Origin of the sequence: Natronorubrum halobium (assembly GCF_051351675.1) — an archaeon.
In the GTDB taxonomy this organism is placed as follows: Archaea; Halobacteriota; Halobacteria; order Halobacteriales; family Natrialbaceae; genus Natronorubrum.
Genome location: NZ_CP195595.1, coordinates 3554660 through 3572505, shown reverse-complemented (window position 1 = coordinate 3572505; position 17846 = coordinate 3554660). Strand labels below are relative to the sequence as shown.

The window sequence follows — 17846 nt, the reverse complement described above, 5'->3', positions numbered from 1 at the left end:
GATTCTGGAGAACGAACTCGTTCGTTCAGCCGGCCCAGACGAGCGCGTAGAGGAAGGTGAACATGAAATAGGTCAGAAAGACGGTGACGGCCGCTTTGAGGTGGAACGTGAAGAGATCGTGCTTCTCGTCGTCGCGTTCGTCCTCGAACGCCGTCCGTTCGTCCGCCGTGAGTTCGTCGGAATGTGAGACGCCGAGGTGGAACGTAGCGTACCGCTCGGTGCGAAACGGGCGCCCACAGTAGGGACAGGTCGTCGCAGTCGTCTCGTCCGCCGGCACGTCGTACTCGTACTCCGTGACGGCTTCCGGATACAACTCGACGTCCGTGTGGTGCTCGAGGCGCATTCGTTGGTCGTGGCTTACGGCGGTTCGATAATGTGTATGTCGGTGTTCGATCGACGACGAGCGGTGGTGACACGAGACGACTCAGCCCGGCACGTAGGCGGGTTCCATAGACGGCATCGAGACGAGATACAGACTCACTATCGTAAAGAAGATCATGACGACGACGAACGGATACTGGCTCCGGATCGCTTGCAGCTTTCCCGGGAACAGTTCGAACGAGACGGCGTGGGAGATCCAGACGGCGAGAATGTGACCGATCAGGATTCCGGCGATCTCGACGTAGCCGAACCACGACGTCAGCGCGTACTGTGTCGGGTTCTCGGGCGGGTTCAGGGGGGACGCCATCGTATCGACGAGCGACGGCCACAGCGAGATCGAGAACCCGACGTAGTGGGCGAAGTGGTAGCCGGCCGCGATGGCGAGCAGCGGCGGTGCGAATCGGAGGGCGAGATAGCGCCGTGAGAGGTACGTCTCAGCACGCGCGCGAGTTCTGGCGGCCGCGAGCCAGTAGATCTTCCAGAAGAGCGCGAAGCCGGCCAGCAACAGCGCCAGATAGACGACCTGAGCTGGAACACCGATAGAGACGAGCACTTCGACGGTTCGGATCCCCGGCTCGGTCACGACGAATCCGCTGTAGGTCAACTCCCAGATGAGCACGAGGACGAACGCGATCAGTGAGACGTCGGTGACTACGTCGTCGTCGCCGAGTCTCGAGCCGGGATAGCGAAACTCGAGTCCGTCGTCGGTCCGCTGAATGGGCGCCACCGCGCCGTAGAGCCGGAACCAGACGGAGATCGGGTCCCCGTTCCGGAACCACGTTTCGGGAGAGAAGGCGACGGCACCGGCGATCGTGAACGCGGAGTACGCGAGGACGACGACCGCGAGGGCTCGTGCAGAACTGCTCAACGGCGCGACTAACTCGAGCCAGATGAGCGCCAGGAGCGTGCCGACGGCGGGCCAGGAGCCGAGCCACGCGGGATAGGTGGCGTAACCGTTCGGGAGCGCAGTTGCGATCCGACGCCACGGGTTGACCGCGCGCCACGGACTGCCCACGGTGTACGCGACGATCGTCAACAGCGCGCGGCCACCGACGAACGTCAACAGGACGGCCGCACTGAAGTTGCCGAGTCGGGGGCCGAGGAATCCGACGACGACGATGAAGACGAGCGCAGCGACGCCGATCGTACCGAGCAACAGCGATCCGGCCGCTCGGAGACGCGCCATCGCGAACGCAAGTGAATCGTCGTGAAAGCTATCGATGACCTCGCGATCGGTCACGAGCATCGTCATCAGCGCCGACGCACCGATGACGCCGGCGCCCGTCGCGAGATACAGCCACGTCGGGACCGTCGTTTCGCCGCTTTGCCCCGAGAGACCGGCGGCGACGTTACTCGCTGCGACGATACCAGCGCCGACGGCGAGCGCGGCGAGCACGAACGCGCCGGCGATGCCGGTCCGGCGAAGGAGGGCCGAACGTCTACTCATTGCTCGAGCGTTAGGCTGTGGCCCCATCTACGTGTCGTTTTGGATGACGACGAGCCCGAAGGTGTTCGCCGAACCCTGCGTTCAGGTGCGCTACAGGCCGTCGTCGAACTACCGGTGCCGGTCGCATGAGGAAGGTATAAGTGGCCGTCTTCCACATTGTACACCAATGGCTGACGTTCGGACATACGCCCTCATATACGTCGTACTGCTGGTGTTAGGGACCGCCAAGTTCGTCTTCTTCAGCATCGACATCCCAGAACAGATCGCGATCGGAGCGACGGTCTTTCTGGCGGTCGTCAAGTCGCTGTTGATCGCCGGCTACTTCCAGCACCTGCGGGAGGAACCGCGTTCGATCACCTACCTGATGCTCACCGCCGTGTTCATGGTGTTCCTGCTAACCATCGCTGCAGGGTACTCCATCCAGTAATCGCTCGTCTCGTCACCGTTTTCCGATCGTCGTTCCGAACGCTCTGAGCGTCCGTTTCTGTTCTCCACCCTGTTTAGCGTGACCGCATCGGAGCCTGAAGTGATCTCGGTTCTCGAGACGGCCGTCCACGATCCGACCACGGTAGATCGAGTCGAACCGATAACGTCCTACCGCCGGCTCTCGGGTTCGCGGATGCTACTCCTTTGATTCGCGCAGTTCGTCGACGGAGATCAGTTCGACTTCGTCGCCGGTTTCGACCTCGTCGCTCGTAGCCCGCCCGATCGCTCGGACCGGCTTGTCGTCCACGTCGAATTCGCCGATCGCGAGCGTGTTCGGTTCCCGCACGCCCGGCGGCGTCGCGGCCGAGGTCATCCAGGTGGCGACCGCTGCGGTGTACGCGCTCAGATCGATCGTTTCCACCTGCTTCGAGCCGCCGGGGCCGCGCGGGTGGCCGGGGAGGTATACTGTCGGACAAACGTCCGTGAACACCCGATCGCGTCTCGAAGCCTGTCGCCACCGGCGACGGCTTCTCGAGTGCGATCGGTGTGTGAACCGTTTTATCCAACAGTATCATAGAGTCGTTTTCGTATCTGTACGCTTCCATCACCATCGTGCAGCCCCATAACAGCGGTACCGGGTAAGTGAGGTGTCGTTCTCGAGTCAGTTCCGTACCGTATACTCGATTCGTTTTACGTAGGCGGACTCGAAGAATGATCGCCGGTCGTTTTCCGTGTTCGACCGACGTACGTTTCAGGCACATACAATTGGAAATAATCGGTTTCAGTAATATTTTGCCCCTGTCTGTGTTCAGTTTTGGTTGAATGCGATCACTCAATGACTCACCGGTTGTACGGGACGGCAAGTCGATCATCCTCGCGCACGATCATGGGTTAGAGCACGGACCGACCGCTTTCGCAGACGTTCCCGAACGACTTGCCCCGGAGACGGTGTTCGAGATGGCGACTCACGATGCCGTGACTGGATTCGCAGTCCAAAAAGGGCTCGCAGAGGCGTACTACCCCTCCTATGCCGATGACGTGAATCTGCTGGCGAAGCTCAATGGCAGCAGCAGCCTCTGGATGGGCGAACCGTACTCACCGCAGACGTGTTCAGTAGAGTACGCGCTCGAACTCGGCGCTGACGCAGTAGGATACACGGTATATCCAGGCACCAACCGTGAACCGGAGATGTTCGACGAGTTCCGAGAGGTCCAGGAGTCGGCCCGCGAACACGACGTTCCAGTGGCAATGTGGTCGTACCCGCGTGGACAGGCGCTGAAAGAACACCGAAAGCCCGAGGTAATCTCGTATGCCACTCGGATCGCGCTCGAACTCGGTGCGGACATCGCGAAAGTGAAGTACCCGCGCAGCGGCGACGCGATGGCCGAGGCGGTGGACGCGGCAGGTGACACGAACGTCGTCTTGAGCGGAGGTTCCAAAACCGACGATGGCGAGTTCCTGTCATTAGTGGAGACAGCGATGAACGCGGGAGTGAGTGGCCTCGCAGTCGGTCGCAACGTTTGGCAGCGAGACGATCCCGAGCGAATCCTCGATGCCCTCGAGGCGATCGTTTTCGACGGGGCGACCGCAAACGAGGCGCTCGACAATTGAGACGATGTCGAGACTCGGCTTCCGTCGAATGGCGTGATTGGTGGTCGAAATACGATGTCGGTCGCGCACTCGTCGAACTCGTCTCATCGGTTGTTACACAAAAGGCGGTCAAAAACGATCACACTCAGATAAGAATATGAACAATGGCGTACTATCCGTTCGTGAACAAACATCTATGTTACCGGCAATGCGAAAACGCGAGATTGTCGAGCTGGTCTCCAAACGAGGCGAGTGTTCCGTCGCCGAACTCGCCGAGGAAATGAACTGCTCGAAGGCGACGATCCGTCGCGACCTCACCAATCTCGAAGAGCGACAACTGATCGAACGCTCTCATGGCGGTGCGGTGCCGGCGACGACTGTCGGGGAGGAACAGACCTACGGCCAGAAGGAGGTGCAGAACCTCAACGGAAAGATGGCGATCGGTGAGCGGGCCGTCGAGGAGATCACCGAGAACCAGGTAGTGTTTTTCGATTCGGGATCGACGACGATGCAGGTCGCCAAAAACGTGCCTCGAGAGAGATCGTTTCTCGCAGTCACTAACTCTCCGGTCTTAGCCTTGGAACTAGGGAAACGGAACGACGACGTGAAACTCACCGGTGGGTCACTCCGTCACGAAACCCGCGCGCTAACCGGGCCCAGTGCGGAGCGATTCATGGAGCGCACGAATTTTGACTTGCTGTTTTTGGGTACTAACGCAATCGAGCCATCCGAGGGATTGATGACCCCTAATGAGGATGAAGCGCGGTTAAAATCGCTCATGATCGAGAACTCGGAACGTGTCGTACTCGTATCCGATGGCTCCAAACTGGGCAAACAGAGCTTCGTAAAATTCGCTGATTTCGAGGATATAGACGTGTTCATCACCGATACCACACTGTCGAACGACCAGCGCGAACCGCTCGAAACCGCTGACGTGGAAATCGTCGAGGGGATCGAACAGTGATTTTGACCGTCACTCTCAACCCCGCAGTCGATCACACGCTCAAAGTCGACGATCTCCCCGATTCTGGCGGAGTCGCAAGGACCGATGCCGCGCGCGTCGACCCCGGTGGAAAGGGAATCAACGTCTCGAAGTATCTCGTCGAACTCGATACGGCGACGGTCGCGACCGGTGTCGTCGGCGACTTCCTCGGACGATTCGTTCGGGATAGTTTGAGTGATGAGGAAATCGCCAACGACTTCGTCGAAATCGAGGGCCGAACACGCCTAAACACCACAATATTGACTGACGACGCTGAGTTCAAGATTAATCATACCGGTCCGACGGTCGACAGAAACGTGAGCGATGATCTCCTCGACACAATAGCACGCAATAATCCAGAGATCGTCGTCATAGGGGGTAGCCTTCCGCCGGGCCTCGGTTCAACTGTGATCGATCGAATCGCACAAACCGGCGACTGGAAGACTGTCGTCGACGTCAGCGGAGACGTCCTCCGCGATCTGAACGCGTCCTACGCATTGTGCAAGCCGAACCGCGAGGAACTCGCTGTGGCAACAGGACATCCGGTCACTTCCGTGGAAGACTGTTACGAGGCGGCCGAACAACTCCGCCAAATGGGCTACAACCGAGTGGTCGCTTCGCTCGGTGCTGACGGTGCTCTCATGGCGACACCGGACGGCCTCCTTCATGCGGCGGCGGTAGATACCGATGTCGTGGATACGGTCGGTGCTGGGGACTCCCTGTTGGCAGGCGTTCTCTCCGCGCTCAACCGTGGTGCGACGGATGAGGAAGCACTACAGTCAGGAGTGGCCGTCGCCTCGCGAGTCGTCTCGGTACCGGGCACAGATATTCCGCCGCTTGACGACGTGGCGAACACGACTAAACGAGTGTCTGTCTCGACGCGATGAGTCGTTTCCGTGTGACTGGTTGTGATTGGGGTGCGTAGCTGCTGTTTATCTGGTTTTATTTTTGATCGTCTCCCTTGATCGTGCAGACACCCCCTTACCGATCTAAGCGCAATATTACCACTATTAACACGATATGTTACTGATCACTGTGAACACCTCGATTTATAATTCGGAACATACGGTTAGAAATAATCGTGTTCGAAAACTACTTTGAATAATGGATGGGAACTCTACCCGAAGCATGGCAAGATCAGACAAAGCAGAGAGCGCACTTCGGTCACACGTCACCACCGTCAAGGAGGACGTAATGACCGGTGTGTCGTTCATGATCCCGTTCGTCACGATCGGGGGGATTTTCCTCGCTGTGGCATTCATGGTCGCCGAGCTCCCGTTCACCGCTGCAACCACTGAAACGGTATTCGATGAGCAGGGAACGCTCGCGTGGTACCTGGCCGAGGTCGGCCTGCTCGGCCTCACAATGATGGTCCCTATCTTGGGGGCGTACATTGCCTACGCTATCGCGGACAGACCCGGACTAGCACCCGGTTTCATCCTCTCGTGGGCAATCCAACAAGAACAGATCATCGAAGCCGCGGGGTCGATCGTCGGCTTTGCCGCCGACGGTGCCGTCGCCGGATTCCTCGGTGCACTGGTAGCCGGCCTATTCGCAGGGTACGTCGCCCGATGGATGAAGAACTGGTCGGTTCCGAGCCCTATCGAACCGATGATGCCGGTACTGATTATTCCGGTTCTTACGACAGCGCTGTTGGCCCCGGTCGTAATCCTCGGATTGGGCGTGCCGATCGCAATCGTCGACGATGCGTTGACGACCTTCCTCGAGGGGATGGAGGGTGCCAACGCCCTCGTGCTGGGTGCGATCCTCGGTGCGATGATGGCAGTCGACATGGGCGGCCCCGTCAACAAGGTTGCGTACGTATTCGGTGTCGCGCTCGTAGCGGACCAAATCTACGGTCCGATGGCAGCCGTGATGATCGCCGGCATGACACCGCCACTGGGGATGGCATTATCGAACTTCATCGCACCGCAGAAGTACTCCGCCGAGATGTACGAGAACGCGAAGGCCGCGGTGCCGCTGGGCCTGTCGTTCATCACCGAAGGGGCGATCCCCTATGCGGCGGCCGACCCGCTGCGCGTGATCCCCAGTTGTATGATCGGTAGTGCGACCGCCGCAGCGACCGCGCTGTGGTTCGGTGTCACGATGCCCGCACCCCACGGCGGTATCTTCGTGTTCCTGCTGTCGAGCAACGCGCTACTCTTCCTCGGCTGTATCGCACTCGGGACGCTCGTGACCGGGGCCGTCGCGACGGCCATCAAACCCGACTTCGAGAAGACTGTCGCCGATGTCGAAACCGGGGCTAACACGGGCGCACAGGCGGCGACACAGACTAACGACTAAACACTGGAAGTTGATCCCACTCAACTTTACGAACACAGATCAAACGTATACTATGGCAGATACACTCAATCAAGTTCGCATCGACTCACTCGTCCCGACCGACCACATCACACTGGATCCACCGCCCGCTGACAAGCGAGCCTGTATCGAATACCTGCTGGACCTGCTCGTCGACGCGGAACGCGTCGAGAATCGCGAGGTGGCTCTCGAGGCCCTGCTCGCACGCGAAGAGGAGACGACGACCGGCGTCGGAATGGGGATTGGGATTCCACACGCCCAGACCGATGCCGTCGCCGAACCGTCAGTAGCGTTCACACGCTCGGAGGACGGCGTCGACTTCGGATCGATGGACGACGAGCCAGCACGACTCATCTTCATGATCCTCGTTCCCGAGTCGGGCGCCGATGATCACCTCACGATTCTCAGCACTCTCTCACGGGCGCTCATGCACGACGAGGTCCGGGAAGACCTCTTCGATGCGGAGACCCCCGGAGACGTACAGGCCGTGATCGCGGAGGCGGTAGCATGAGTCTCGAGCGCACCGTTACCGTCGTGCCCGAAGCAGGCCTCCACGCTCGTCCAGCCGCCAAGTTCGTCGAGGCGGTGAACGACCACGAGTCTGACGTCAAGATCGGTCACGTCGACGAGGACGACCTTACCCCCGCAGGGAGCATGATCGCCGTCACGAGCCTCGGCGTCGAAAGCGGTGAGGCGGTCCGGATCGTCGCGGACGGTCCCGACGAGGAGACGACGCTGGGCGCTCTCGAACGGGTGCTGACCACTCCCGAGGACGAACTCGCTGACGCTAGCAACTGAGCAGATGGCCGAACGAACTCTCACCGGCACCGGTGCGACGCCCCGTTCGAGCGTCGGGACGGTCGTCTGGTACAGTCCGGACGCGGATCTTCCCGACCCCCACGGGGTGGACGTCGATCCAGCAGCCGAACGCGATCGCTTCGAGGCTGCTCGCGAAACTGCCCGCTCGGAGCTGGAGGCCGAGCGCGAGCGGACTGCAGAGCGCATCGGCGAGCAAGAGGCCGAAATATTCGACGCCCATTTGCAGTTCCTCGGTGATCCCCAGATCGAGAGCGGTGTCGAGAGTGCGACCGAGGACGGGCTGCCCGCCGAGCACGCCGTCCAGCGGGCGTTTGCCGACCCGATCGAACAGTTCGAGGGCATGGAGGGACGGATGGCCGAGCGGGCCGACGACCTTCGCGACGTCCGCGATCGACTGGTCCGACTGCTCACCGGTGGCGAGCGGATCGACCTCGGCGACCTGCCCGAGGGGGCGGTCGTACTCGCCGAGCGCCTCACACCCAGTGATACTGCCCAACTCGATTCCGATCATATCGCTGGATTCGCCACTGTTACTGGCGGTCGTACATCACACGCGGCGATCTTTGCACGATCGCTGGCGCTCCCTGCCGTGGTGGGCGTCGACGAGGAACTGTACGACGTTGACGAGGGCACGACCGTCGTCGTCGACGGAGAGGAGGGTGAGCTCATCGTCGATCCAAGCGACGAGCGCCAGGAGACGGCGCGAGCCACCCACGAGGTGGAGATCCACGAAGAGCCGGCGACGACCACTGACGGCATCGCAGTCGAGGTCGCCGCAAACGTCGGTCAACCCGCCGAACTCGAGGGCGCAAAGGCACAGGGTGCCGACGGCGTCGGTCTCTACCGCACGGAGTTTCTGTTCCTCGACCGCGAGGCGCCACCCGACGAGGACGAACAGTACGAGACGTACGTGGAAGCGCTCGACACGTTCCCGGACGGCCGCGTGGTCGTCCGAACGCTCGATGTCGGCGGCGACAAACCGATTCCCTACGTCGATCTTCCCGACGAGGAGAACCCGTTTTTGGGCGAACGGGGGATCCGTCGATCGCTCGGTCCGGACGCGGAGCTCTTCGAGACGCAATTGCGGGCACTGCTCCGATCAGCCGCCGATGGTGACGGTCGGCTCTCGATCATGTTCCCGCTCGTCGCAACGGTCGAAGAGCTCGACAGTGCGCTCGAAACGGTCGACGCGGTCGCTGACGCGCTCGAGGCGGACGGTGTCGATTACGCCGTTCCCGAACTCGGCGTCATGATCGAGACGCCCGGTGCCGTCTTCGCCGCTCCGGAACTCGCCCACCGAGTGGATTTCCTCAGCATCGGGACCAACGATCTCACTCAGTACACGATGGCCGCGGCGCGCGAAAACGAACGCGTTGCCGATCTCCGAGACCCCCGCCGACCGGGCGTATTGCGGGCCATCGCACGGGCTGTCGAGGCGGCCCACGAGAACGACGCGTGGATCGGTATGTGCGGGGAGATGGCGGGCGACCCCGAGCTGACCGAACTGCTCCTCGGGCTCGAACTCGACGAACTGAGCATGAGCGCGGTCACCGTGCCGGAAGTGAAAGCGGCCGTCCAGTCGATCGGTACCGCCCAGGCGGTCGAACAGGCGTCCGAAGCGCTCGAAGCGGCCACCAGAGAACAGGTACTCGAACGGATTCAGAACCACAACAACCCATGAAACTCGTAGCAGTCACGTCATGTCCGACCGGTATCGCTCACAGCCAGATGGCAGCAGAGAACCTCGAGACAACCGCCGAAGCCCAGGGCCACGACATCAAGGTCGAAGTCCAAGGTGCGATGGGTGCCGAAAACGAGTTGACCGCCGACGATATCGAGGCTGCAGCGGCGGTCGTCATCGCCGCGGACACGTCAGTCAGCCGTGATCGGTTCGACGGAAAGCCGCTCGTCAAGGGAACCGTGAAAGATGCGGTCAACGATCCAGAAGGGCTGATCGATCAGGCAGTCCAAGGCGCTGAAGCCGGCGACGCAGGCGTCATCGAGGCCGGCGGGACGACCGGTACTGACAGCACGGCGGCACAGGAGGACAGTACGGGCTCCTCGAGCGAATCTGCCCCCGAGCAGCTCGGCGGAGATCCGTCAAAAGGACTGTTCGCCCGTCTGAAGAGGCTGTTCTCGTGATGCAGGTGCAACGACACGGAGTGACAGCGCGAAGCCGGCCGAGACCGGGAGAGGGAAGAACCGATGACTAACGTGCAGCCGATCTTGGACGCCCTGGTGGCGGTAACACCCTCGATCCGCGAGGAGTTACGGCAGGCTCACGGAAAAACCACGACGGAAAACCCCAGCGGCGACGCCCAATCGGCCGCGGACCTCGGAATTGACCGCCGGATCCACGACCGGATCGTCTCAATCGACGCTGTTGGTGCATTTGCCAGTGAGGAGCGCGAGACCGTCGAACACGTTGGTGAGGGAGTCAGCGTCGCCGTCGATCCGCTCGATGGATCGTCGAACCTTCGTTCGAACAATATCGTCGGTACGGTCGTGGGCGTATACGAAGCCCCGCTTCCAGCCAGCGGCCGCGATTTGGTCGCCAGTGCCTTCCTCACGTACGGACCGCTGACAACGATGACGGCTGCCACTGATGGCGAGGTCACCCGATACGTGATCGACGATGGCGAGGTCGTCGACTCCGACCCGCTGGCGTTCCCCACGGAGAACGGAATTTGTGGGTTCGCCGGAGCGACGAACGAGTGGTCGGACCCGGTTCAGGAGTTCTGGAAGGATTTGAACCACGAGTACAAACTTCGGTATACCGGAGCGATGGTCGGTGATGTCGATCATCTTCTCGCCGATGGTGGACTGCTCGGATATCCCGAACGTTCGTCCAGCCCACGCGGTGATCTCCGACTCCAGTATGAGGCCAATCCGATTGCACACCTCGTCGAGACTGCCGGCGGGCACTCTTCGACCGGTCAGCAATCGATTCTGGACAGCACTCCTGAGGACCTCCATAAACGCGTTCCGGCTTACTTTGGGGATACTGACCTGATCAGTGTACTAGAAGAACAGCTAGAAACGACGTCCGAATAACTCATACGAAAACTAATACGTAGAACCATGGAAATGAACGCAGAGATACAACACAGACGGATCTATATCGACGGAGAGTGGGTCGACACGGGTCACACGCTCTCGGTATCCGACCTCGCTGACGGCGGAACCGTCGCCGAGATGGCGATAGCGGGCCCGGTCGAAGTACAGACCGCGCTCGAGGCGGCCCACCGGATCAAGCCCGAACTGCGCGAGACGACGGTCGTCGAACGCGCAACGTGGTGTGAGGCGATCGCCGAGGGGCTTCGCGAGCGCGAAGCGACGCTCACCGACACCATCGTCCGAGAAGCTGGGAAACCGATCTCCTCGGCCCGCGGCGAGGTTGGGAGTGCGGCCGAACGGTTCGATCGGGCGGCCGAGGAGGCCCGAAACATCGTCAGCAAGGGCGAATATCGCGAGGGGTCGACCGAGGGCCACGAGGGCTGGCAGGCTATCGTCAAACACGAGCCGATCGGTGCGGTGCTCTGTATCACGCCGTATAACTACCCGCTGGCCACGACGGTACTGCAGGTCGCCCCTGCACTCGCCGCCGGTAACAGCGTCCTGCTCAAACCCGCGAGCAAGACCCCGATCTCGGCCGCGATCCTCGCGGACGTCATCAGCGACGTCGACGGCATCCCTGCCGGTGCCTTCAACTTCGTTCCTGGCGAGGCCAGCGAGATCGGCGATCTCCTGTCGGGCGATGACCGCATCAACGCCGTCGCCATGACGGGCTCCTCAGGCGCTGGGAAACACGTCGCGCGCGAGAGCGGGATGGTCAACCTGCACATGGAACTGGGCGGCAACGCGCCCGCGATCGTCTTCGACGACGCCGATCTCACCGACGTCGCGGGCAACTGTGCCAAGGGCTCGTTCAAGTACGCCGGCCAGCGCTGCTCGGCCGTGTCTCGCGTGCTCGCTCACGAGTCGGTCCACGACGACCTCGTCGACCTGATCGACGAGCAGGTGGACGCCTGGCAGGCTGGCGATCTCTTCAACGAGAGCACCACTGTCGGACCCCTCATCAGCGAAGCGCAGGCCGACTGGGTCGAGGAACTCGTCGAGGACGCCATCGACAAGGGTGCAGACCTCGTCCGCGGGGGCGAACGGCGCGCACCCAAGGGCGTTCCAGACGAACTCGGCGACCAGTTCTTCGAACCGACGCTCCTGGCAAACGTCCCTCGCGACGCCCGCATCGTCGACGAAGAGCAGTTCGGCCCCGTCGCCGTCGTCACCACCTTCGAAGACGAGGAGGAGGCCATCGATATCGCCAACAGCTCCGACCTCGCGCTCGACGCCGCCGTCTTCAGCGGGGACCACGGCCGCGCAATGGAGATGGCGAACCGAATCGACGCCGGTGGCGTCCGTATCAACGGTGCGCCGAGCCACGGACTCGGTGATGTTCCGTTCGGCGGCAACAAGGATTCAGGAATCGGTCGCGAGGGGCTCGACGCCTCGATCCACTCGATGCTCCGCAAGAAGAGCATCGTCCTCTGATAGCCACCACGCCTTCAGCCAGTTAGGCGGAACCGTTCGCTCTCTGGAGTGACCAGTTGATTAGCTCGAACGGCCGTCGCTGCCGGTCGTCTGAGTCGACAGTTGCATTCTTCGGGTACTCGTTACTAGCCTCTCGAGTTGGCAACGGGGATGGGAACGGTCGACGATCTGTTCGATGGTCGATCTTGTCCCCAGATATCGATAGACGGTGCGCTGAAGGGCAGATATGCCATGTCGAGGGTATCGGATGGATCATCCCGCGGGAGGATCGACCGGTCACCGTCCTTGAGACGGGCGGACCGAATCGTTCCAGAGTCGACGGTACCGCGTGATCTTCCTTCGTCAGTCACGAGTCTCCGAACAGCAGTGAGCGTGTCGTACGGCCTCAGACCGTCAGATGAGCGATGCAGATAGCCGTCGACCCCGTAGAAACGTCCGGACGGTCACCGTCTCCACCTCGTGTAGTGGACTCGGGGATACCGATGCAGATGTCTCTGTACTGTCGAAAATAACGGAGAAGGGAGAGTTCGTTACTCTCGGCCGAACATCTGGCGCATCATCGGATGCATCTCCATCATCTGCTCCTCGGCGATCTCCTCGTACAGTTTGTACGTGATGGAGACGGCCAGCAGCAGCCCGGTCCCCGTGACGCCACCGACCGTCCCGAGCATGTTCGCCCAGACGGCCAGCAGGCCGACGAGTGCACCACCGATGACGGTCACCTGCGGAATGTACCGCTCCATGACCTTCTCGATGACGCCGACGTTCTGTCGGAAGCCGGGGATCTGCATCCCGGAGTTCTGGATCTGCCTCGCGGTGGCTTCGGGACCCATATTGGTGGTCTCGACCCAGAAGATGGCGAAGACCGCACCGCCGACGACCATGAACGTCAGGTCGATCGACATACGGATCAACACCATCCACGCGTCCTGCGTGACGGCACCGGTCCACCACATCCAGTCCTGTGGCGAGTAGATCGGCGAGGTGTAGTAGAAGAACCCACTGACGGGTTCCTCGCCCGAATAGACACCGAGCCACGTGGGCATTCCGGCCCACTGACTGTTGAGGATCTGACCCATGAACTGGACGTTCGCCTGCAGCGCGCGAACGAGGATCATCGGCAGGACGCTCGCGTAGATGAGCTTCACGGGGAAGCGACCGCGAGCACCCTTGACGCGGGCGTGACTGAGCGGAATCTCGACCCGCACGGATTCCGTGTAGACGACGATTCCGAATATCAACAGCGTCGTCAACAGGGCGACGATCTGGCCTTCGTTGAACAAGAGCGTGTAGAGCCCGTCACCGGAGACGAGCGAGCCGGTCTCGATCCGCCCGGTGAAGATCCGGTACCAGTCGTAGAAGAACCCGCCATCGCTGGGTTGAATGAGCCCGGTGACGAGTCGCTGGCTCACGCTGGCGATGATGAACAGCCCGATCCCGCTGCCGATCCCCCACTTACTGACGACCTCGTCCATATAGAGGATGAGGATCCCGCCAATGAAGATCTGGGTGAACATCAGCATCTGGACCTGCGTCGCGCCGAACTCGAGTCCGCCGAGCGTCAGCGACTGCTGGGCTGGCAGGAAGCCACCGGCGAACACCATCGGGAGCGCAGTCAGCGCCGTCATGATGATGACGAGTAGCTTCTGCAGCCCCTGATAGAGCACCTGGTCTCGTGGGTCGTCCGTGTCGAGACCGAGCAGGTTCGCACCGCCGAGCAACTGCAAGACGATGCTGGCGGTGACGATTGGTCCGATACCGACCTGCAGTAACGACCCCATCTCGCCGGCGAGCACCGAGCGGAACTCACCGAAGATGTCGTTCGCCTCTCCGCCTTGCAACCCGAGCAAGGCGATGTTCGTCAGGAAGAAGTACAACACGAGGATGCCGGCCGTCCACATCAGCTTGCGCTTGAAGGGAACGTGTCCCTCCGGACGGCGCACTGCGGGCATCCGCGTCAAGACCGGTTCGGCGGCTTCCTTCCATCCCATATGTTAGTCCTCGTTCTGTTCGTCGTCGGCTTCGGCGTCCTCAGCTTCTGCAGCCTCCTGTGCTCGTTCCGTGAGCACGGCCTCGCCGCCGGCAGCCTCGAGTTTCTCCTGAGCGGACTGGGAGAAGTCGTCTGCCGTGATCTCGAGCTGGTTTCGAACCTGTCCCGAGCCGAGAACTTTCACTTTGTCGACCTCGTGACCGTCCTCGACGACGTCGCGAGCGTCGATCGCGTAGCCGCCGTCGGTCTCGTCGGCGAGATCGTCGGCGACGTACAGGATCGCGTCCTCGTCGAGTTTCTGGACGTCGATCTCCGCGACCTCTTCGCGGATATCCTGCGGTCGTTTGAAGCCGTGTTTGCCCTTCGGTTCGTAGTTGTGGAACTCGTGTTTGCTACGTCCGGCACGGCCGCGGCCACCGCGGTGGCCCGCACCACGTCGGTTCTTGTGGGAGCCGCCGCTGTGCGTGCGCGATCCGCGCTGGCGTCGTTTTTTACTCGTCATGGTTATCGCATCGATTCTAGCAGGTCGTTAATCTGCGTTGTTGTATGCTTTCCGAGTTGGCCGCCTTCGGCAGTCGGCTTCTTGATGCCCTCGTGGCCACCTCGTGGTGGGTGAAGTCGAAGCGTCGGCGACAGACCCTGCTCGCGCAGCGTCGTCTCCTCGTCGAGCAGTGCCTCGGCGAGTCCACCGAACTCGTCGTAGTCGGTGTTCTCGGCGAGCCACTCCTCGTCGACGTCTGCCTGCTTGCCCTCGAGGGGCTCCGCTCGCTTTTCGAGCAGCGTCTCGAGGACGTCGGCGTCCGGTTCGCCGACGGCGACGTAGTCGTTGACCTTCGAAATCATCCCCTGGTAGGCGTCCGTCTCGGGGACGAGCGTACAGTGGTTGACGCTGTGGATGTTGAGCATCTCCAGGGTGTCCTGGATATCGGTATTGCGGTTTACCTCACCGCGTACCTGCACGATCGCTTTCATTGATCAGCCACCTCGGCTTCGTCTTCTCGGCCGTGTTGCTGGGGTTGGCGCGACTGCGAAGCGTTCTCGAGTGCGTTGAACGTCGCCTTCGCGAGGTTCACGGTCGTTCGGGTGTTGCCGTGACTCTTGGTCCAGGCGTTTTCGATGCCGGCCAGTTCGAGGACGTGACGGACGGTGTCGCTCGCGGCCAGTCCGAGCCCTTCGGGGGCGGGGATGACCTCGACCTCGACGGAACCGGCTTTGCCGGTCGTGTTCCGGGTCAGCGAGTGTGGCCGATCCGAACGGTCCTCCCAGGAACCGGAGCCGCGTGGCACCTGGATGATGTTCAGCTTCGCGATACCGATCGCCTTCTGGATGGCGGAGCCGACCTGATCGTCTCGGCCTTCCGCGTAGCCGACGTAGCCGTCGCGGTTACCGACCGCGACGACACACCGGAACTTCACGCGTCGTCCGGAGTCGGTCATCCGCTGGACCATGTTGATGTCCAGCACTTCGTCGTCCAGCCCCGGAAGGAGCTGATCGACGATCTCGGGTTCCTTCAGTGGGAGTCCCGAGGCGAGGGCGGTCTCCATGTCGTCGATTTCGCCCTCTTGGACCTTCCGACCGAGACGGGTGACGGGTTCCCATCCGCTGTCGTTGTAGTTGCTCATTCGAGAATCGCCTCTCGTACCTCGTCGAAGTGTTCTGGGAGATCCGCTGCGTCGAACTCCCCGCTGTACAGCGGCTCGTCGAGCTGTTCGGCGTACTCGGCGATGTGTTCGCCGCGGGTACGCGACCAGTCTGCGAGCACGCTATCGTTGTGCGGAATCTCGAGACCGGCGTCGATCGCGCCCTCCTGCACTGCGAACACCTTGTTTCCGGGCGTGGCCGTGTTCAGACCGATGTCGAGGACCGCTTCCTCGAGTCCGGCGTCGACGGCTCGTTTACCGGCCAGCAGGCCGGTCAGATAGGCCGCGGAGATGTTGCTTGTCGGGGCTTCCCAGCCGTACTCCTCGAGATCGCTGGAGTGTGCGCTTGCGAGCGTCTCGTCTCCCTGAGGTCCGGGAGTGATCAGCTGCGCCGTAGTGTGCTTGTTGCTCTTGCGAGCGACGAGGCGGGGCTTTCCCGATTTAAGCAGGCGCAACCTCTGGTGGTAGTCCGTCCGGACCTCACGGCGACGCCGCATCGGTACCTTGTATCGTGGTCCTGTCGCCATTATTGGTCACCGTAGGTTTCGTCGATGTAGTTCAACAGGTACTGGACGCTCCGGAACTCCCCACCGCCAGCCTTATTGTAGAGCTGTCGGTACTGCGTGGGCGTCAGCTCGCCCTTGTCGCGGAGTTCACGCAGCTTCCGTCGCTGTGCGCGAATCTTGTTCTGCCATTCATCTTTCTCGTTCTGGCGTGCGCCCTTCTTGCCGCGGCGCTTGCCCGGGCCCTTCTGGTGGCCGTACGCGCGCTTCTCGTTGCGCTCACGGGCGCGGCCGCGAGAGTTACCGGAGGCGTCGTCGGCCTGAATGCGACCCTCGTCGACGAGTTCGCGGATCTCGTCACGGGTGATCGCTTCGGCAATCTCTGACTGGGCGTCGGGGTCGAGCCAGACGCGGTTCTGACCGACGTCCATGACGTCGGCTGCGAGTCGCTTCTGTGCGCTCAGATCAGTCATTTGATTCCACCTCGACTTCTTCGTAGGTCGGGTTCAGGACGCGAACGCCCTGTTCCTCGGCTTCCTCTTCGATCCGCTCGCGCTTTCGCGCGCCGACCGAGGAGGCGATTCGGACCGCTTCGCGGTCGCCGTCGACGCCCTCGAGGTCGTTCGTGTTCTCGACGTAGACCTCGTCGAAGCCGCTGGGGTGTTTCCCTCGCACGGCTTCGGGCGTGCGGAAGCCGGCCTGGACCTTCGGGCCCTTGCCTTTGACACCGCGACGCTGCTTCGACAGCTGTCCACGCGGGCGGCGCCAGGATTCCGGCGTCCGCTTTTTCTTGTGGTAGTCCTGTCGGTTGAACTGCGGTTTCCCTTCGCTCTTCCGTCGGCCGAGGAGTCGTTCCTCGTCGTCGGAGAGTTCGGGCGTCTTCTCGGTCAGCCCGCGGGGCTGCAGTTCGGTCTCGACGTCTTCGTCCGGCTCTTCTTCGTCGACGCCTTCGTCTTCGATCTCGGCGTCGGTCTCCTCGGAGACCTCGAGATCGCCGACGTCGGCTTTGATACGGGCCGCGAGTGCGTTCCCGATACCTTCGGCTTCGGCCAGGTCGTCCTGGTCAGCCTCTTTGACGTCCTCGATGGACTCGAAGCCGGCGTCGCGCAGGGCTTCCGCCTTGCTCGCGCCGACACCGCTGATGTCCTCGAGCTCCTGGGGCTCGTCTTCGGCCGCGTTGGTTTCGTCTGCCATC

At 61.7% G+C, this 17846-nt stretch carries 20 protein-coding genes and 2 pseudogenes; 12 read left to right on the top strand and 10 right to left on the bottom strand.

Going from position 1 to position 17846, the window contains the following annotated elements; translation table 11 throughout:
• Positions 1-25: 25 nt before the first annotated feature.
• Both ACSFC7_RS17730 and ACSFC7_RS17725 read right to left on the bottom strand, forming a co-directional pair.
• A complete protein-coding gene (locus ACSFC7_RS17730; protein WP_436344147.1) occupies positions 26-343 on the bottom strand; it encodes a DUF7410 domain-containing protein in 318 nt (105 codons plus the stop codon).
• An 81-nt stretch (positions 344-424) separates the two neighbouring features.
• Entirely contained in the window at positions 425-1828 is a 1404-nt protein-coding gene (locus ACSFC7_RS17725) for a hypothetical protein (RefSeq protein WP_436344146.1), read from the bottom strand.
• 166 nt (positions 1829-1994) lie between these two features.
• On the opposite strand from ACSFC7_RS17725, the gene ACSFC7_RS17720 reads away from it, so the two are divergent.
• A complete protein-coding gene (locus ACSFC7_RS17720) occupies positions 1995-2255 on the top strand; it encodes a cytochrome C oxidase subunit IV family protein (protein ID WP_436344145.1) in 261 nt (86 codons plus the stop codon).
• A gap of 167 nt (positions 2256-2422) precedes the next feature.
• Here ACSFC7_RS17720 and ACSFC7_RS17715 read toward each other — a convergent pair.
• Positions 2423-2744: pseudogene (locus ACSFC7_RS17715) on the bottom strand (nucleic acid-binding protein).
• A gap of 332 nt (positions 2745-3076) precedes the next feature.
• Between ACSFC7_RS17715 and ACSFC7_RS17710 the strand changes: the two are divergent.
• The 11 genes and pseudogenes from ACSFC7_RS17710 (at position 3077) to ACSFC7_RS17660 (ending at position 12518) form a co-directional block, all read left to right on the top strand.
• Entirely contained in the window at positions 3077-3865 is a 789-nt protein-coding gene (locus ACSFC7_RS17710) for a class I fructose-bisphosphate aldolase (protein WP_436344144.1), read from the top strand.
• A gap of 175 nt (positions 3866-4040) precedes the next feature.
• Positions 4041-4808 carry an HTH-type transcriptional regulator GlpR gene (gene glpR / locus ACSFC7_RS17705; RefSeq protein ID WP_436347981.1) on the top strand — a complete coding sequence of 256 codons (768 nt, stop codon included), beginning with the start codon at positions 4041-4043 and terminating at the stop codon, positions 4806-4808.
• A complete protein-coding gene (gene pfkB / locus ACSFC7_RS17700) occupies positions 4805-5713 on the top strand; it encodes a 1-phosphofructokinase (protein WP_436344143.1) in 909 nt (302 codons plus the stop codon). The genes glpR and pfkB overlap by 4 nt, the downstream gene beginning before the upstream one ends.
• A gap of 241 nt (positions 5714-5954) precedes the next feature.
• On the top strand, positions 5955-7130 hold the full coding sequence (locus tag ACSFC7_RS17695; protein WP_436344142.1) for a PTS fructose transporter subunit IIC: 1176 nt from the start codon (positions 5955-5957) through the stop codon (positions 7128-7130).
• Between the two features lie 52 nt (positions 7131-7182).
• The gene (locus ACSFC7_RS17690; protein WP_436344141.1) at positions 7183-7659 is read left to right on the top strand and encodes a PTS sugar transporter subunit IIA; all 477 of its coding nucleotides are present in this window, start codon (positions 7183-7185) and stop codon (positions 7657-7659) included.
• Positions 7656-7946, top strand: coding sequence for an HPr family phosphocarrier protein (locus ACSFC7_RS17685; protein ID WP_436344140.1), 291 nt, complete (start codon positions 7656-7658; stop codon positions 7944-7946). Before ACSFC7_RS17690 ends, ACSFC7_RS17685 begins: the two co-directional genes overlap by 4 nt.
• A 4-nt stretch (positions 7947-7950) precedes the next feature.
• The gene (gene ptsP / locus ACSFC7_RS17680) at positions 7951-9648 is read left to right on the top strand and encodes a phosphoenolpyruvate--protein phosphotransferase (protein ID WP_436344139.1); all 1698 of its coding nucleotides are present in this window, start codon (positions 7951-7953) and stop codon (positions 9646-9648) included.
• Positions 9645-10109, top strand: a complete 465-nt coding sequence (locus ACSFC7_RS17675) for a PTS fructose transporter subunit IIB (protein ID WP_436344138.1) — start codon at positions 9645-9647, stop codon at positions 10107-10109. The genes ptsP and ACSFC7_RS17675 overlap by 4 nt, the downstream gene beginning before the upstream one ends.
• Before the next feature lie 60 nt (positions 10110-10169).
• Positions 10170-10592, top strand: a pseudogene (locus tag ACSFC7_RS17670) (class 1 fructose-bisphosphatase); the annotation flags it as partial.
• A complete protein-coding gene (locus ACSFC7_RS17665; RefSeq protein ID WP_436347979.1) occupies positions 10593-11021 on the top strand; it encodes a hypothetical protein in 429 nt (142 codons plus the stop codon).
• Positions 11022-11048: 27 nt separating this feature from the next.
• Positions 11049-12518 (top strand): aldehyde dehydrogenase family protein, encoded by a 1470-nt coding sequence (locus ACSFC7_RS17660; RefSeq protein WP_436344137.1) that lies wholly within the window; start codon positions 11049-11051, stop codon positions 12516-12518.
• Between the two features lie 530 nt (positions 12519-13048).
• On the opposite strand, the gene secY is transcribed toward ACSFC7_RS17660, so the two are convergent.
• The 7 genes from secY to ACSFC7_RS17625 are packed head-to-tail and all read right to left on the bottom strand — an operon-like array spanning position 13049 to position 17845.
• On the bottom strand, positions 13049-14509 hold the full coding sequence (gene secY / locus ACSFC7_RS17655; RefSeq protein ID WP_436344136.1) for a preprotein translocase subunit SecY: 1461 nt from the start codon (positions 14507-14509) through the stop codon (positions 13049-13051).
• Between the two features lie 3 nt (positions 14510-14512).
• Positions 14513-15010: an uL15m family ribosomal protein gene (locus ACSFC7_RS17650; protein ID WP_436344135.1), complete on the bottom strand. Its 498-nt coding sequence runs from the start codon at positions 15008-15010 to the stop codon at positions 14513-14515.
• 2 nt (positions 15011-15012) lie between these two features.
• Positions 15013-15480: a 50S ribosomal protein L30 gene (locus tag ACSFC7_RS17645; RefSeq protein ID WP_436344134.1), complete on the bottom strand. Its 468-nt coding sequence runs from the start codon at positions 15478-15480 to the stop codon at positions 15013-15015.
• Entirely contained in the window at positions 15477-16130 is a 654-nt protein-coding gene (locus tag ACSFC7_RS17640) for a 30S ribosomal protein S5 (RefSeq protein WP_436344133.1), read from the bottom strand. Before ACSFC7_RS17640 ends, ACSFC7_RS17645 begins: the two co-directional genes overlap by 4 nt.
• Positions 16127-16675 (bottom strand): 50S ribosomal protein L18, encoded by a 549-nt coding sequence (locus tag ACSFC7_RS17635; protein ID WP_006088317.1) that lies wholly within the window; start codon positions 16673-16675, stop codon positions 16127-16129. Before ACSFC7_RS17635 ends, ACSFC7_RS17640 begins: the two co-directional genes overlap by 4 nt.
• Entirely contained in the window at positions 16675-17124 is a 450-nt protein-coding gene (locus tag ACSFC7_RS17630) for a 50S ribosomal protein L19e (protein ID WP_436344132.1), read from the bottom strand. Before ACSFC7_RS17630 ends, ACSFC7_RS17635 begins: the two co-directional genes overlap by 1 nt.
• Positions 17117-17845, bottom strand: coding sequence for a 50S ribosomal protein L32e (locus ACSFC7_RS17625; protein ID WP_436344131.1), 729 nt, complete (start codon positions 17843-17845; stop codon positions 17117-17119). Before ACSFC7_RS17625 ends, ACSFC7_RS17630 begins: the two co-directional genes overlap by 8 nt.
• Position 17846 lies beyond the last annotated feature (1 nt).